Here is a 14,365-nt window from a genome sequence, read left to right as displayed (position 1 = left end):
CGCCTTGTCTGCTTTTTTATTGGCTGCGTTCCTCGATGAAAGCCGCCACGATCGCGTGCAGGTCCCGATCACCACTGAAGCCCAGCTCCTGCGCGCGACGAGTATCGAAGCGCGCCGGCCAGCCGGCGACGATCGCCTCGACGGCGGGGTCAGGCTCGTGGCGCACCAAGGCCAGGGCTTCCTCCCCCGCCACCTGGCGCAGGGTCTCCAGCATCTCGGCAACGGTGACGGTGATCCCGGGCAGCATGAAAGCTCGAAACGGGGCCAGCGCCTCTCCCGGCACCTCGGCACCGTGCACCAGTGCCTCGACCACCTTGCCCGGCGACATCACGAACATGGCCAGCTCGGTCGGCACGGGGCAGACGGCCTCCTCGCCGTTCAAGGGTTCGCGCAGGATGCTCGAGGCGAAGCTCGAGGCAGCGGCATTAGGCCGCCCCGGGCGCACGATGATGGTCGGCAGGCGCAGCACACAGCCGTCGACCAGGCCACGGCGGCTGTAGTCGTTGATCAGCAGTTCACACATGGCCTTCTGGGTGCCGTAGGAGTTCTGCGGCTGCAGCGCAGTCATGTCGTCGAGCACCGCGGGCAGCTCGCCACCGTAGGCCGCTACCGAACTGGCCATGACCAGCCGGGTGGCGGCCAGCCCACGCTCGCGGCAACCATCGAGCAACAGGCGCGTGGCGTCGAAATTGACCTCCATGCCGAGGTCCAGGTCGGCTTCGGCGGCGGAGCTGACTACCGCAGCAAGGTGGTAGATCACCTCTGGACGCGCATCGAGCACTGCGTCGAGCGCGCCGTATTCGGCGATATCCAGTGCCAGTGCTTCGACTTCGATCTCGCCGCTGGAGGGAACCGCAGGTTCGACCTGATCGACCAGCGTCAGGCGCTGGATGGCCTGCCCCCTGAGTTCGCCGCGCGCCAGCAGGCGGGCGAGGAGACGCTGGCCGAGGAAACCGGCGGCGCCGGTAATGACGATATGCATGGCGTTCTCGTTCCTGTTGTCATTGTTGGCGGACGATCATCTGGCAGACATTCGCTTGGTACCAGGGTCGCCAGCTGCGATTCGCTCAGGTCATGAGCCCGTAGCCGCTCCCCCAGCCCAGGCCTTCACGAGTACCCGCCGCGGGGCGGTATTCACAGCCGATCCAGCCCCTATAGCCAAGCCGCCCGAGTCGTTCGAACAGCGCCGGGTAGTGCACTTCCCCGACATTCGGCTCGTGACGCTCCGGCACCCCGGCGATCTGAATGTGGGCAATGGCGGTGAACTGTCGCTCCAGATGGCGGATCAGGTCGCCCTCCATGACCTGGCAGTGGTAGAGATCGAACTGCAACTTGAGGTTGCCGGCCCCGACCTCATCCAGCACCGCCATGGCCTGGCCCTGGCGTGAGAGGAAGAATCCCGGCATGTCGCGAGTATTGATCGGCTCAATCAGCACCTGGCGACCCACCTTGGCTGCTTCGGCGGCGGCAAAGCGCAGGTTGGCCACATAGGTGGCACGATGGGCCGCCAGCGTATCGGCGTCGGCACCCACCGGCAGCAGCCCGGCCATGGCATGCACACACGGGCAGCCGAGGGCCTCGGCATAGCGCAGCGCCTCGATCACGCTGTCGCGAAACTCGGCTTCGCGCCCCGGTAGACTGGCCAGGCCGCGCTCACCCGCCTCCCAGTCCCCGGGTGGCATATTGAACAGCACCTGCTCAACACCCGCTTCGCGCAGTGCGTTTGCCAGCACTTGGGGATCGTGATCGTAGGGGAACAGGTACTCGACGCCGCGAAAGCCCGCCTCGGCAGCCGCCGGGATACGGTCGATGAAGTCATGCTCGGTAAACAGCATGGAAAGATTGGCGGCCAGTTGGATCATCGTTCGTTTCTCATGTCGGGTCGCATCCATTCGGGTCAATCGCGGGGAAAGCGCGCTTCGAGCTCGGCCACCTGCTCGGGCGTCAGCCCACGCGGATTGTGGCCACGCAGCAGCAGGTAGAGCTTGGCGGTTTCCTCCAGTTCCTCGGTGGCGTAGACCGCTGCCTCAAGGCTTCTGCCCGCTACTACCGGGCCGTGGTTGGCCAATAGCACGGCGCTGTGCTTGCCGGCCAGCCCGCGTACGGCATCCCCCAGCCTGGGATCGCCCGGTACGTGGTAGGGCACCAGGGGCAGGCGTCCTACCCGCATCACATAATAGGCGGTGAGCGGCGGAATGCAGTCGCAGGGGTCGATATCGGGCAGGCACGACACCGCCACGGAGTGGGTCGAGTGTAGATGCACGATGGCGCCGGACTGGGGCCGCTCGGCGTACATTGCCCGATGCAGGAAGCTCTCCTTGGTCGGTGCATCGCCGTCGAGCAGGCGGCCATCACGGTCGAGTCGCGAGATGCGTGCCGGATCGAGCCGGCCCAGGCAAGCATTGGTCGGCGTCATCAGCCAACCACCGTCGTCCAGGCGCACGCTGATGTTGCCGCTCGACCCCATGGTCAAGCCGCGGTCGAACAGCGACTTGCCGAGCGTGGCGATCTGCTCGCGCAGGCGGTTACGGTCGGCCGTGCTCATGCTCCAGCTCCGGCATCGTCCACGGTCGGCAAGGTATCGAAGGCGCGCAGGAAGAAATCCTCGCCGCCGAAGTTGCCCGACTTCAGTGCCAGCGACAGCGGCGCCTCGCGACCGGCCAGCGTGGCCTGGGTCCAGGGCACGCCGGGGTCGATCTGTGCGCCGATACGCATGGCCCGCACGCCCAGCGCCGACACCACCGCACCGGAACTCTCGCCGCCGGCCACGATCAGCCGCCCCACGCCCTCCTCGACCAGGGCGACAGCCAGCCAGCCCAGCGCCTGCTCCACCAGTTCCCCGGCGTGGTCGCGACCGAGCGCTTCCTGAAAACGCCGGACGCGCTCAGCGGCAGCCGAGGCATAGATCAACACCGGCTCCCCTGCGGCAAGACGGTCGCGGGCAAAGGCCAGCGCCTCTTCCAGATGATCTTCGCCATCGGCCAGAGCCAGCGGGTCGAGACGAAAGCCGGGATGTTGGCCGAGGAAGGCGCCGACCTGGGCCAGGGTGGTCCGCGAACAGCTGCCCGACAGTACCAGGGCACCGCCCGAGGCCGGCGCCAGGGCGCCCGCCTCGGCTTCCGTGGCAAGCCAGCCAAGGCGGCGGTACTGTACCGGCAAGGCCTGCCCCAGTCCCGAGCCGCCAGTGACCAACGGCAGGTCGACCACCGCTTCGGCAAGGACATCGAGGTCAGACTCGGTCAAGGTATCGCAAATCACCTGGCGCATGCCCCGTGAGGCCAGCGCATCGAGCCGAGCTCGAACCGCCTGCGCGCCCCTCTGCAGCTCGTGCCAGGCCAGCAGGCCAACCGGATGCTCGCTCTGCCGCGCCAGCACTCGTACCAGATCGGCATCGCGCATGGGGGTCAGCGGATGGTGCTGCATACCGCTCTCGTTGAGCAGGCGATCACCAACGAACAGATGTCCCTGGTAGACGGTGCGGCCGTTCACCGGAAACGCCGGCACCATCACCGTAAAGGGCGCCGACAGGCGCTGCAGCAAGGTGTCGCTGACGGGGCCGATATTGCCTTCGGCGGTGGAATCGAAGGTGGAGCAGTACTTGAAGAAGAGCTGGCGCGCCCCCGCCTCGCGAAGCCACTCGAGGGCATGCATGGAATCGCGCATGGCCTCCCGTACCGGGCACGAACGCGACTTCAGCGCAATCACCACCGCGTCGATCTCGTCCGCACCTTCGATCAGCTCATCCAGACCATGCTCGGGTACGCCGATCAACTGCACGCAGCGCATGCCGCCACGCACCAGGTTGTTGGCCAGATCGGTGGCCCCGGTGAAGTCGTCGGCGATGGCGCCCAACACGATCGGCATGTTCACTCTCCTCCGTCGTTGGCAGCCTCTGGCAGGGCGATGCCGGAGAGTCGCTGGTAGACCTTGATCACCGCCGCGTCGTCCTGGCGGCCGAAGCCCGCCCCCTTGGCGGCAGTGAATTGCTGCAAGGCACTGGCGGCAATCGGTGTGGGCATGGCCAGCTCGCGCCCGGTCTCGTGCACGATGTTGAGGTCCTTGACGAAGATGTCCACCGCCGAGAGCGGGGTATAGTCGCCATCGACGATGTGCGGCACACGATTCTCGAACATCCAGGAGTTGCCGGCGGAGTGGGTGATCACCTCGTAGACGGTGCGCGGTTCGAGCCCCATGCGGATGCCCAGCGCCATGGCCTCAGCCGCCGCGGCGATATGCACCCCGGCCAACAGCTGATTGACCAGTTTCATGCTCGAGCCGATGCCCGGCGCATCGCCCAGGCGATAGACGGTGGCCGCCATGGCATCGAGCACCGGGCCCGCCTTGGCGAAGGCATCTGCGTTACCCGAGGCCATCACCGAGAGCTGCCCCGCCCGCGCCTTGGCTGCCCCACCGCTGATCGGCGCATCGAGCATGGCGATGCCACGTTCGGCCAGGCGCTCACCCAACCGCTCGGCCAGGCTCGGCGCCACGGTGGCGCACTGCATCACCAGTCCACCCGGAGCGAAGGTGTCGACGAGACCATGCTCACCGAACAGCACCTGCTCGACCTGCTCGGCATTGACCACCACGAGCAGCGCCACGTCGCACTGGCCGGCCAGCTCGGCAGGGCTTGCCACGCAGCGCCCGCCGACGCTTTCGAAGGCACGGCAGGCCGACTCGGAGACGTCGCAGCCGATCACCGGCAGGCCACGCTCGTGCAGTGTCGTTGCCGTCCCCAATCCCATCGCCCCAAGGCCGATGACGCCCACTCGCGGTGTTGCCGTGTCGTCGCTCACCTGAGCCTCCCCTGACCTGCCTGCGGCTGAATGATGGCTACAGCGCCTGTCTTCCCGCGGTAAATTCATTGGCATGATAGCGCTATCATGATAGCGCTATCATCGTTGTAGATGATTCAATGGGCTCCAGCAAGGAGCCGCCAACAGGACGCGACCAATGTCTAACGAAGCCCAACCGCCCCGCCGACGTCGCAGCTCGGAGCAGCTTACGCTCAAGGAAGTGGCGGATGCCGCCGGGGTCTCGCCGATCACCGTCTCGCGTGCCCTGAACAATCCGGACCAGGTCAACGAACGGACCCGCGCGCGAGTGCTCGAAGCCGTGGAGCAACTGGGCTACGTGCCGAACCTGGTGGCGGGCAGCCTGGCTTCCGCACGCTCGCGATTCATCGCCGTCATCGTGCCCTCGCTGGCCAATGCCGTGTTCATCGAGGTGATCCAGGGGCTGCAGGAAACCTTCGAGGCTCAGGGCTACCAGATCCTGCTGGGCAATACCGACTACGACATCGAACGCGAGTATCAGCTGATCCGCACCTTTCTCGGCTGGTCCTGCTCGGCACTGGTGACCGCCGGCCTGCGCCACAGTTCTGCCTGCCATACCCTGCTCGACAACTGGGACAAGCCGATCATGGAAGTCATGGAATTGGGCGAGGCACTGGATCTCAATGTCGGGCTGGACCATACCGAAGCCGGCCGCTGCATGGCTCGCCACCTGCTGGAGCGAGGCCACCGCCGGTTGCTCTTCGTCGGTGCTCGTCTGACCAGCGACTACCGCGCCGGCATGCGCTACCAGGGCCACCGCGAGGTGCTGGAACGAGCCGGGCTCGAGGCGCCACTGCTCGAACTCGACCGGCTCGGCAGCCTGGACGCTGGCGCCGCCGGGCTGGAACGGGCGCTTGCCGACCATCCCGGCGTCAGCGCGATCCACTTCGCCAATGACGACCTGGCCACCGGGGCGCTGCTGCACGCACAGCGGTTAGGCCTCAGCGTGCCCCATGACATCGCCATCGCCGGCTTCAACGGCCTGCCTCTCGGACAGCACGTGACGCCCCGCCTGACCACCATTCGTTCACCACGCCAGCACATGGGGCAGCTCGCCGCGACTGAAGTGATCCGAAAGCTCGAAGGCAAGCGCGTGCGACACCGCCAGCACGATGTCGGCTTCGAGCTGCTGATCGGCGAGAGCACCTGATACCGGCTTCGGCATATTTGGCCCCGGCGCGCGACCCTCCTATGCTGAAGCCACGTTCCTGCGCAGGCCGCCCGCATGTCCCGCAAGGTCCTCCTCGTGCTCGCTCTCCTCACGGCGCTCGCTTTTGTGGGTTTCCTGGTGCACTGGCTGGCCGCACGCGACCTGTTCGATGCCAACACCCTGTTTTCCCTGCTACAGGGTTCGCTGGCCTGGCGTGACCAGCCCTGGGCCGGCGCCGTGGTGGTCGCGGCCTTCGTGGCTGCCTCGCTGGTGCTGTTCCCGTTGAGCGTGCTGGTGGTGCTGGCAGGCCTGATCTTCGGCCCGGTGTGGGGGTTCATCTATTCCTTCATCGGCACGCTGGTAGGTGCGGTCGCCACCTTCTGGCTGGGGCGCTGGCTGGGGCGCGACGCCCTGCTGCGCTACGGCGGCACGCGGCTGCAAAAGCTCTCGCGCTTCCTCGCCGGGCGCGGCGTGCGCACCATGACCATACTCAACCTCTTGCCCCTGGCGCCCTACACGTTGACCAACCTGCTCGCCGGCGCCTTTCACATCCGCTTTCGCGACTACATGCTGGGAACCCTGATCGGCGCCACGCCGGGGCTGGCTGGCATCATCCTGCTGAGCAGCCAGCTCGGCACGCTGCTGACCGCCGAGGACCGCCGGGAGCTGGCCTTGGCGGGCGGCGGTATCGTCGTGGGCTTGGCCTTGCTGTACGGGCTCAAGCGCTATGCCGACGCTCGCCAGCGGCGTCGACACCGAGGCTGAACGCGCCGGCCATCAGGCTCCGCCCGTCATGGACGGCACTCGGCCCGGCATCTGTTCCTCGAGGAACGCCACGAAGGCTCGAATACGCGCCGGCACGTGACGCCGCTGCTGGTACACGGCATGGAAATCCGCGCGCACGCCCTGCCATTCGGGCAGCAGCTCGACCAACCTCCCCTCCATCAGGTGCGGGTGAACGTCCCACCAGGAGCGCAGCGCAATACCGTGGCCATCGAGAGCCAACTGCACGATCACTTCTCCGTCGTTGCTGGCCAGAGGGCCGGCCACCTTCACCGCCTGCTCGGTCGAGGTGTCGTCACGGCGGCAGAAGCGCCAGACACCATAGTCGCTGTCGTTTTCGCGCAGTATCAGACAGGCGTGGGCGGCGAGGTCCGCCGGTGAGACGAGCGGCGCCATTTGCGCCAGGTAGCCGGGGGAAGCGCACAGCAGCCGGCGATTGGAGAGAATGCGACGGGCTATCAGACGGGAGTCCGGCGGCTCTCCGATGCGAATGCCGATATCGAAGCCCTGCTCACCCAGGCTGAGGGGATAGTTGGAGAGCTCGAGCACGCCTTCGAGGCCGGGGTGCCGGGCGCAGAAGGCTGACAGCAACGGTGCCACGTGGCGCCGCCCGAAACCGAAGGTGGCGTTGACCCGCAGCGGCCCCGAAAGCGCCGCCTGTTGCTCGCCCAACGCCTCCTCCAGTTCGGCCAGTTCCTCGAGGATGGCCGCCCCTCTCTCCAAATAGCGCTCGCCTTCCGCCGTCAGCGAGAGGCGCCGGGTCGTGCGGCTGGCCAGTTCCACCCCCAGGCGTGCCTCGAGCTGCTTGAGCCGCTTGCTCACCGCCGACAGCGACAGACCCAGTTCGCGCGCCGTGGCCGTCAGGCTGCCCGCCTGGGCCAACTGCTGGAAGAAGGCGAGATCGTCGAGCTGAGCCAAGGCACTCTCCACTTAGAATCAACAATACCTTTCCATTCAGCCTGATTATTCCTGAAATGCCAAGGGCTAGACTGCGAGCAGGTAAACCGGGAGGCAAGAACTCGCGTCGCCCAATTCACGACCACCACCTGAGGATTCGACCATGACCCATCGCATCGCCGTCATCCCCGGCGACGGTATCGGCAACGAAGTGATGCCCGAAGGGGTGCGCGTACTCGAAGCCGCCGCCAAGCGCTTCGGTATCGACCTGGAGCTGACTCACTTCGACTTCGCTTGCTGCGACTACTACGAGAAGCATGGCCAGATGATGCCCGACGACTGGTTCGACCAGCTCAAGGACTTCGACGCCATCTTCTACGGTGCCGTGGGCTGGCCTGACACGGTGCCGGACCACATCTCGCTGTGGGGCTCACTGCTGCAGTTCCGCCGCCAGTTCGACCAGTACATCAACCTGCGCCCGTGCAAGCTGCTGCCCGGCATCAAGAGCCCGCTGGCCGGCCGCAAGCCCGGAGACATCGATTTCTATGTGGTGCGCGAAAACACCGAGGGCGAGTACTCCAGCGTCGGCGGCAAGATGTTCGAGGGCACCGAGCGCGAAGTGGTGATCCAGGAGACGGTAATGACCCGCTACGGCACCGATCGGGTGCTGAAGTTCGCCTTCGACCTGGCCCAGAGCCGGCCGCGCAAGAAGCTCACCTCGGCCACCAAGTCCAACGGCATCGCCATCACCATGCCGTGGTGGGACGAGCGTGTCGTGGCCATGTCGGGCAACTACCCCGAGGTCAACGTCGACAAGTTCCACATCGACATCCTCACCGCCAACTTCGTCATGCACCCCGACTGGTTCGACGTGGTGGTGGCGAGCAACCTGTTCGGCGACATCCTCTCCGACCTGGGCCCGGCCTGCACCGGCACCATCGGCGTAGCTCCCTCGGCCAACATCAATCCCGAGGGCACCTTCCCCAGCCTGTTCGAGCCGGTCCATGGCAGCGCCCCGGACATCGCCGGCAAGGGCATCGCCAACCCCATCGGCCAGATCTGGTCCGGCGCGATGATGCTGGAGCATCTGGGCCACAAGGAAGCCGCCAAGGCTATCGTCGATGCCTTCGAAGCGGTGCTGGAAGAGGCCGACCCGAACGTTCTGACGCCGGATGTCGGCGGCAAGGGAAGCACCGGGACGCTAGGCCAGGCAGTTGCGCAGCGCCTCGCCTGATCAGGCTCACGCTCTCCTGCGCAATGTTTCCCTGCCAAGGCCGGCCCTGGTTAGCCAGGGCCGGCCTTGGTATGACTCGTCTTCCATCAGTGCGCACACGACGATGGATGAAACGGAAGCTTCTCGCCGTTCTCCTGCGATCCAGCGGAAGTAGGGCTGTCAGGCCGCCAGCTTGACTGCCACCTCGGCGACACTGCGCCCCTGCATCCTTGCCAGTTCCAGTTCATGCTCGGTGGGCTGGCGTGAGCCATCGGGGCCGGCAAGCGTCGAGGCTCCATAAGGCGAGCCGCCCTGCACGCTCGATATGTCGAACTGCGACTCCAGGCCATAACCGATCGGCAGAATCAACATGCCATGGTGCGCCAGGGTAGTCCACGAGGTGAGGATGGTGGTCTCGTTGCCGCCACCGGTACCGGTCGAAGTGAATACGCTGCCCACCTTGCCGCGTAGCGCCCCCTTGGCCCACAGGCCGCCGGTCTGGTCGAGGAAGGTGCGCATCTGCCCGGTCATGTTGCCGTAGCGCGTAGGCGTACCGAAGATCACCGCATCGTAGTCGGCCAGCTCCTTAGGCTTGGCCTCGGGGGTATCGAACGTCTTGCCGCCTGCCTTGGCGAAGGCCTCGGGATCCATGGTCTCGGGCACGCGCTTCACCCAGGCTTCGGCGCCCTCCACTTGGCGCACGCCTTTGGCCACGGCCTTGGCCAGGGTGTCGATATGGCCATACATGGAGTGGTAGAGCACGAGTACCTTGATCATCTTGCGCCTCCTTTCGTCGTTGCCATCCGAACGCCGGCCCAGCCGGCAAGTGACTACAGCATAGGAAGGAGCGCGACCAAGAAAAGCGAAGCATTTCGTCTAGCCGATTCGAATTTATCGTTGCCTTCGCTGCCAGCTCCCGGCAAGCACACGTACTTTGCCGGCGGCCAGGTTGTCGCGCAGATTACGCCCCATGCGGACAAACGCGCTGCCGAAGATCAACGCCGGCCCCGGCAGTGGCGTCGATTCCTGAGTCATCCCGTCGGGTTGGCTCTCGCGTCGGCTGTGCTCCTGTCGCCAGGCCAAGGCAGTGTCGGTAACGTCTTCCACCTCGAGTCGCTCAAAGCCGGCCAGCTCCATGACGCGCTCGAGCTGCTCCCGGCTACGCAGGTGACTGGTGGCCTGGGTACGCGCCCAGGGTACCGGCAGCGCCAGCGGCTCGCGATTGTCGCCGGCTACCAGCTCGTGCAGCAGTATTCGGCCAGCGGGAACGAGCAGTCGCTGCCACTCCGCCAGCACCCTCGGCGCATGCGGCATGTTCATCAGCGCATGCTGGCACCACACCACATCGACGCTGCCCGCAGCCAATGGCACGCTGGCAGCATCGGCACACAGGAAACAGGTACGCTCGGCCAAACCGGTGGCCGTGCTGAGCCAGCTCGCCACCTCGACGAAGGCCGCGGTGATATCGACCCCGGTTACGTCGCAGCCGTACTCGGCCGCCAACAGCCTGCTGGCACCGCCGGTGCCGCAGCCAACGTCGAGCACTCTCGCGCCAGCGCCGAGCTCGCCCAGTGCCGCCAGGGCGCGGCTGGCACTACGCCCGCCGAGGTGAAGCTGGTCGATGCCGGCGACGTCATCCAGGTTCAAGCGCTGCGGGTCGCGCCCGGCCGCCTGGAATGCCTCGCGCAGGCGGGCCAGCAGGGTCCGGCCTGCGTCAGCGGTGGCGGCATCGTAGTGGGCGTAGAGCAAGCCGACATGCTTGGACGTCATCTCGCCGCGAGCGGTTGCCATATCGGGGCTCCTGGCCATTCGGATAAGAAGGCCCAGCATAGCCTTCGCGCGGCGCTACCCCCATTGGCCGAAGGTCGGCTCACCAGTTTCAATATCGCACCCGGGCTTTCACTAGCCCGACGCACGACCTTGCGATATGACCACGTGCGCAGGATGGTATCCATGGTCTAACAAACGCACTCACAACCGACCCGGACACACCATGCTGTCGGAATGGATCGAACTCAGCCTGGAAGACGCCGCACCAAAGTCACGTAGCGGCACGCTTTCCGGCGGCACCTATACCCTGCACGCGGCGGGCATCCTCGAGCTGTCTCCCTTTGCGTGTGGCGAAGCAGCGCAAGCCTGCGTGCTCTCGGTGGGCATCCATGGCAACGAGACCGCCCCCATCGAGCTGCTGGGGGAGTGTCTCGCCCGCCTCGAAGCGGGGCTGCTGACGCTGGGAGCACCGGTGCTGGTCATCCTGGGCAATCTCGAAGCCATCCGCCGCGCCGAGCGCTACGTGACCACCAACCTCAACCGCCTGTTCCGCCGCGACCTGGACGAAGCCGGCATGGAGCCGGACCGCGCCCGCCAACTGATGCGCACCGTGGACGCCTTCTTCGCCCGCCATCCGGGACGTGAACGCCTCCATTACGACCTGCATACGGCGATTCGCCAGAGCCGCTTCCCGCGCTTTGTGGTCGAGCCCTTCGCCGACACCAACACCCGATCCGAGCAGTGGCGCTGGCTGGCCGCGGCAGACATTCAGGCGGTGCTGCACCAGCATCAGCACAGCTGGACATTCTCGCACTACTCCAAGCATTACCATCAGGCGCAGGCTTTTACCCTAGAGCTGGGCCGCGCCCTGCCCTTCGGGCAGAACGATCTCGCCCCGCTGGCCCCCATGGCGCGCCTGCTCGAAGCACTGATAGAGGGACGCGAGCCACTTGGCGACGACCCGACACGCATGGTGTTCTTCCGCGTGGCCCACGAGCTGATGCGCCATTCCACCGACTTCCGCCTGTGCTTCGATAACGACACGCCTAACTTCACCGAATTCCTGCCCGGCGCACGGCTCGCCGAGGATGCCGAGACCGGCCCCTTCATCGTCGAAGATGAACCGCTCAGCGTGGTGTTCCCCAACGCCGCGGTGGAGCTTGGCGCACGCGCCGCACTGCTGGCCCGGCCTGCACAGCCGCCCGACTGACCACAGAAAACAAAAACGCCTGAAATAGCCGCAACTTCCAGCAATATTTCATGGGCACACAACAATAACCAGGAGCCTTCACCATGCTTTCCTCTCCTTGCTTTATCGACCATCGTCTCATGGCGTGGGCTCATGCCTCTCTGCCCAAAGCGCCCAGGCCTGTTAGAATCGCCCCTTTTTCGCGCCTGCCCGCTTGAACCGGCCCGTCGCCATCAGCGACCTGTCCCGACCTGGAGCCCGTCCCATGGCCGATACCCCGATGCCACTCGAAGTGCGCAACATCAAGAAGCGCTTCGGTGATACCGAAGTCCTCAAAGGTCTCTCGCTCGAGGCCAGAAAAGGGGACGTCATTACCCTGATCGGAGCCTCCGGCTCCGGCAAGAGCACCTTCCTGCGCTGCATGAACCTGCTCGAACAGCCCGACGAGGGCGATCTGATCGTCCACGGCGAGGAAATTCGCTTCAAGCAGACCAAGCACGGCCGCGAGCCCGCCGACTGGAAGCAGGTGGTGCGCATGCGCGCCAAGCTGTCGATGGTGTTCCAGAGCTTCAACCTGTGGGCTCACATGACCCTGCTCGAGAACATCATCGAGGCACCGGTGCACGTACTCGGCAAACCGAAGAAGGAAGCCGTCGAGCATGCCCGTGCACTGCTCGAGCGGGTGGGCCTGACGGCCCGGGCCGATGCCTATCCGGCGCAGATGTCCGGCGGCCAGCAGCAGCGCGGTGCGATTGCCCGGGCGCTGGCCATGGATCCCGAAGTGATGCTGTTCGACGAACCCACCTCGGCGCTTGACCCAGAGCTGGTCGGCGACGTGCTCAAGGTCATGCGCGACCTGGCCGACGAGGGACGCACCATGGTGGTGGTAACCCACGAGATGGGCTTCGCCCGGGACGTCTCCAGCCAAGTGATCTATCTCCACCAGGGCCTGGTCGAAGAGGCCGGTCCGCCCCAGGAGGTGCTGGTCAACCCCACCTCGCCGCGGCTCAAGCAGTTCCTAGCGCCGAAGTACTGAGGGGAGACCGATATGCTCGATCTACACGGTTATGGCCCGCGGCTGTTGGAAGGCGCTGGAGTCACCCTCCAGCTTGCCGTGCTGTCATTGATACTCGCCCTGATCCTGGGGCTGCTCACAGCCAGCGCCAAGATGTCGCGCAACTGGCTGCTGCACAAGGTGGCCACGCTCTATACCACGGTCATTCGCGGCGTACCCGACCTGGTGCTGATGCTGCTGCTGTTCTTCGGCGGCCAGATGGCGCTGAACGTGCTCACCGACGCCATCTACGACCGCACCGGTCTGGACTGGTACGTCAATCTCAACGCCTTCGCCGCAGGCGTGCTCACCATCGGCTTCATCTTCGGCGCCTACATGGGCGAGACCTTCCGCGGCGCCTTCATGGCCGTGGAGCATGGTCAGATCGAGGCCGGCAAGGCGTATGGCATGAGCCCCTGGCTGGTATTCCGGCGCATCCGCTTCCCGCAGATGATGCGCCATGCACTGCCGGGAATCTCCAACAACTGGATGGTGCTGCTCAAGACCACGGCGCTGGTTTCGGTGATAGGACTCTCCGACATGGTGCGCATCGCCGCTGAAGCTTCTCGCGCCACCCACGAGCCGTTCACCTTCCTTATTCCGGTGGCCATCGTCTATCTGCTGATCGCCAGCGTCTCGGAGTGGGTGTTCTCCCGACTGCAGAAACGCTACAACGTCGGCTTCGGAGGCCATTGAGATGATCGATCTTCCCTGGCTCAACGAACTGCTGGCCGGCAACCGTATCTTCACTCCCCAGACCCTGGCCTACTATTGGGAAGGGCTGGTCACCACCACCCAACTGGTGTTCCTGTCGCTGGTGATCGGCCTGGTGCTGGCGGTACCGCTGGCCATCGGCCGCAGCTCGAACCGTCGCTGGATCAGCCTGCCGATCTACGCCTACACCTACGTGTTCCGTGGCACCCCGCTGCTGATCCAGCTCTACATCATCTACTACGGCGTGGTGTTCTTCGACGGGATTCAGCAGACGTTCCTGTGGCCGATTCTGCGTGAAGCCTTCTACCCGGCCCTTATCGCCTTCACGCTCAACACGGCGGCCTACACCACCGAGATCTTCCGCGGCGCCATCAAGGCGACAGCGCGCGGCGAGATAGAGGCAGCCCGGGCCTACGGCATGTCGCAGGGACTGATGATGCGCCGCATTATCCTGCCCAGCGCCTTCCGCCGCGCCCTGCCGGCCTACGGCAACGAGGTGATCTTCATGCTGCATGCCAGCGCCATCGCCAGTGTGGTCACACTGATGGATCTCACCGGGGCGGCACGCTTCGTCTACGCACGCTTCTATGCCCCGTTCGAGGCGTTCCTGTTCGCCGCAGCGATCTATCTGTGCCTGACCTTTGCCATTCTTTATCTCTTCCGTTACCTGGAGAAACGGATGCTGGCGCACCTCAAGCCGCAGAGTGGAAATTGAGCAACGTCAAACAGGCGTTGGAAAATCCGCGCATTGGGACTTTCG

15 protein-coding genes are annotated in these 14,365 nt (G+C 65.4%); 7 read left to right on the top strand and 8 right to left on the bottom strand.

Going from position 1 to position 14,365, the window contains the following annotated elements; genetic code table 11:
- Positions 1 to 16: 16 nt before the first annotated feature.
- From denD to ltnD, 5 genes are all read right to left on the bottom strand, one after another.
- Positions 17 to 982, bottom strand: a complete 966-nt coding sequence (gene denD / locus SPH52_RS15690; RefSeq protein WP_411795978.1) for a D-erythronate dehydrogenase — start codon at positions 980 to 982, stop codon at positions 17 to 19.
- 85 nt (positions 983 to 1,067) lie between these two features.
- The gene (gene otnI / locus SPH52_RS15685) at positions 1,068 to 1,862 is read right to left on the bottom strand and encodes a 2-oxo-tetronate isomerase (RefSeq protein ID WP_411795977.1); all 795 of its coding nucleotides are present in this window, start codon (positions 1,860 to 1,862) and stop codon (positions 1,068 to 1,070) included.
- A gap of 35 nt (positions 1,863 to 1,897) precedes the next feature.
- Complete coding sequence (otnC, locus tag SPH52_RS15680) at positions 1,898 to 2,545, bottom strand: 3-oxo-tetronate 4-phosphate decarboxylase (protein WP_411795976.1); 648 nt, start codon at positions 2,543 to 2,545, stop codon at positions 1,898 to 1,900.
- The gene (gene otnK, locus SPH52_RS15675; RefSeq protein ID WP_411795975.1) at positions 2,542 to 3,864 is read right to left on the bottom strand and encodes a 3-oxo-tetronate kinase; all 1,323 of its coding nucleotides are present in this window, start codon (positions 3,862 to 3,864) and stop codon (positions 2,542 to 2,544) included. Before otnK ends, otnC begins: the two co-directional genes overlap by 4 nt.
- Before the next feature lie 2 nt (positions 3,865 to 3,866).
- Positions 3,867 to 4,865, bottom strand: coding sequence for an L-threonate dehydrogenase (ltnD, locus tag SPH52_RS15670; RefSeq protein ID WP_411796063.1), 999 nt, complete (start codon positions 4,863 to 4,865; stop codon positions 3,867 to 3,869).
- 88 nt (positions 4,866 to 4,953) lie between these two features.
- Between ltnD and SPH52_RS15665 the strand changes: the two genes are divergently transcribed.
- Together SPH52_RS15665 and SPH52_RS15660 are read left to right on the top strand one after the other, a co-directional pair.
- Positions 4,954 to 5,985, top strand: a complete 1,032-nt coding sequence (locus tag SPH52_RS15665; RefSeq protein ID WP_411795974.1) for a LacI family DNA-binding transcriptional regulator — start codon at positions 4,954 to 4,956, stop codon at positions 5,983 to 5,985.
- Positions 5,986 to 6,060: 75 nt separating this feature from the next.
- A complete protein-coding gene (locus tag SPH52_RS15660; protein ID WP_411795973.1) occupies positions 6,061 to 6,750 on the top strand; it encodes a TVP38/TMEM64 family protein in 690 nt (229 codons plus the stop codon).
- 12 nt (positions 6,751 to 6,762) lie between these two features.
- Here the strand turns inward: SPH52_RS15660 and SPH52_RS15655 are convergent, their stop codons facing one another.
- Positions 6,763 to 7,686: a LysR family transcriptional regulator gene (locus SPH52_RS15655; RefSeq protein WP_411795972.1), complete on the bottom strand. Its 924-nt coding sequence runs from the start codon at positions 7,684 to 7,686 to the stop codon at positions 6,763 to 6,765.
- Positions 7,687 to 7,828: 142 nt separating this feature from the next.
- Here SPH52_RS15655 and SPH52_RS15650 point away from each other — a divergent pair, with 142 nt between their 5' ends.
- Entirely contained in the window at positions 7,829 to 8,899 is a 1,071-nt protein-coding gene (locus tag SPH52_RS15650) for a tartrate dehydrogenase (RefSeq protein ID WP_411795971.1), read from the top strand.
- Between the two features lie 159 nt (positions 8,900 to 9,058).
- Here SPH52_RS15650 and wrbA read toward each other — a convergent pair whose 3' ends face one another.
- Together wrbA and SPH52_RS15640 are read right to left on the bottom strand one after the other, a co-directional pair.
- Entirely contained in the window at positions 9,059 to 9,655 is a 597-nt protein-coding gene (gene wrbA, locus SPH52_RS15645) for an NAD(P)H:quinone oxidoreductase (RefSeq protein ID WP_411795970.1), read from the bottom strand.
- 114 nt (positions 9,656 to 9,769) lie between these two features.
- The gene (locus SPH52_RS15640) at positions 9,770 to 10,669 is read right to left on the bottom strand and encodes a class I SAM-dependent methyltransferase (RefSeq protein ID WP_411795969.1); all 900 of its coding nucleotides are present in this window, start codon (positions 10,667 to 10,669) and stop codon (positions 9,770 to 9,772) included.
- A 202-nt stretch (positions 10,670 to 10,871) separates the two neighbouring features.
- Here SPH52_RS15640 and SPH52_RS15635 point away from each other — a divergent pair, with 202 nt between their 5' ends.
- From SPH52_RS15635 to SPH52_RS15620, 4 genes are all read left to right on the top strand, one after another.
- Positions 10,872 to 11,858 carry a succinylglutamate desuccinylase gene (locus SPH52_RS15635; protein WP_411795968.1) on the top strand — a complete coding sequence of 329 codons (987 nt, stop codon included), beginning with the start codon at positions 10,872 to 10,874 and terminating at the stop codon, positions 11,856 to 11,858.
- A 244-nt stretch (positions 11,859 to 12,102) separates the two neighbouring features.
- A complete protein-coding gene (locus SPH52_RS15630; protein ID WP_411795967.1) occupies positions 12,103 to 12,873 on the top strand; it encodes an ABC transporter ATP-binding protein in 771 nt (256 codons plus the stop codon).
- 12 nt (positions 12,874 to 12,885) lie between these two features.
- Positions 12,886 to 13,587, top strand: a complete 702-nt coding sequence (locus tag SPH52_RS15625) for an ABC transporter permease (RefSeq protein ID WP_411795966.1) — start codon at positions 12,886 to 12,888, stop codon at positions 13,585 to 13,587.
- A gap of 1 nt (position 13,588) precedes the next feature.
- On the top strand, positions 13,589 to 14,320 hold the full coding sequence (locus tag SPH52_RS15620) for an ABC transporter permease (RefSeq protein WP_411795965.1): 732 nt from the start codon (positions 13,589 to 13,591) through the stop codon (positions 14,318 to 14,320).
- Positions 14,321 to 14,365 lie beyond the last annotated feature (45 nt).

It is taken from the genome of Halomonas sp. A29, from assembly GCF_046723295.1.
Classification (GTDB): Bacteria; Pseudomonadota; Gammaproteobacteria; order Pseudomonadales; family Halomonadaceae; genus Halomonas.
This window is presented reverse-complemented; position numbering and strand designations above follow the sequence as displayed.

Excerpts from the sequence above, each read along its gene's own strand:
- denD (WP_411795978.1), bottom strand. The coding sequence starts at position 982 with ATGCATATCGTCATTACCGGCGCCGCCGGTTTCCTCGGCCAGCGTCTC.
- otnI (WP_411795977.1), bottom strand. The coding sequence starts at position 1,862 with ATGATCCAACTGGCCGCCAATCTTTCCATGCTGTTTACCGAGCATGAC.
- otnC (WP_411795976.1), bottom strand. The coding sequence starts at position 2,545 with ATGAGCACGGCCGACCGTAACCGCCTGCGCGAGCAGATCGCCACGCTC.
- otnK (WP_411795975.1), bottom strand. The coding sequence starts at position 3,864 with ATGCCGATCGTGTTGGGCGCCATCGCCGACGACTTCACCGGGGCCACC.
- ltnD (WP_411796063.1), bottom strand. The coding sequence starts at position 4,865 with ATGAATTTACCGCGGGAAGACAGGCGCTGTAGCCATCATTCAGCCGCA.
- SPH52_RS15665 (WP_411795974.1), top strand. The coding sequence starts at position 4,954 with ATGTCTAACGAAGCCCAACCGCCCCGCCGACGTCGCAGCTCGGAGCAG.
- SPH52_RS15660 (WP_411795973.1), top strand. The coding sequence starts at position 6,061 with ATGTCCCGCAAGGTCCTCCTCGTGCTCGCTCTCCTCACGGCGCTCGCT.
- SPH52_RS15650 (WP_411795971.1), top strand. The coding sequence starts at position 7,829 with ATGACCCATCGCATCGCCGTCATCCCCGGCGACGGTATCGGCAACGAA.
- wrbA (WP_411795970.1), bottom strand. The coding sequence starts at position 9,655 with ATGATCAAGGTACTCGTGCTCTACCACTCCATGTATGGCCATATCGAC.
- SPH52_RS15640 (WP_411795969.1), bottom strand. The coding sequence starts at position 10,669 with ATGGCAACCGCTCGCGGCGAGATGACGTCCAAGCATGTCGGCTTGCTC.
- SPH52_RS15635 (WP_411795968.1), top strand. The coding sequence starts at position 10,872 with ATGCTGTCGGAATGGATCGAACTCAGCCTGGAAGACGCCGCACCAAAG.
- SPH52_RS15630 (WP_411795967.1), top strand. The coding sequence starts at position 12,103 with ATGGCCGATACCCCGATGCCACTCGAAGTGCGCAACATCAAGAAGCGC.
- SPH52_RS15625 (WP_411795966.1), top strand. The coding sequence starts at position 12,886 with ATGCTCGATCTACACGGTTATGGCCCGCGGCTGTTGGAAGGCGCTGGA.
- SPH52_RS15620 (WP_411795965.1), top strand. The coding sequence starts at position 13,589 with ATGATCGATCTTCCCTGGCTCAACGAACTGCTGGCCGGCAACCGTATC.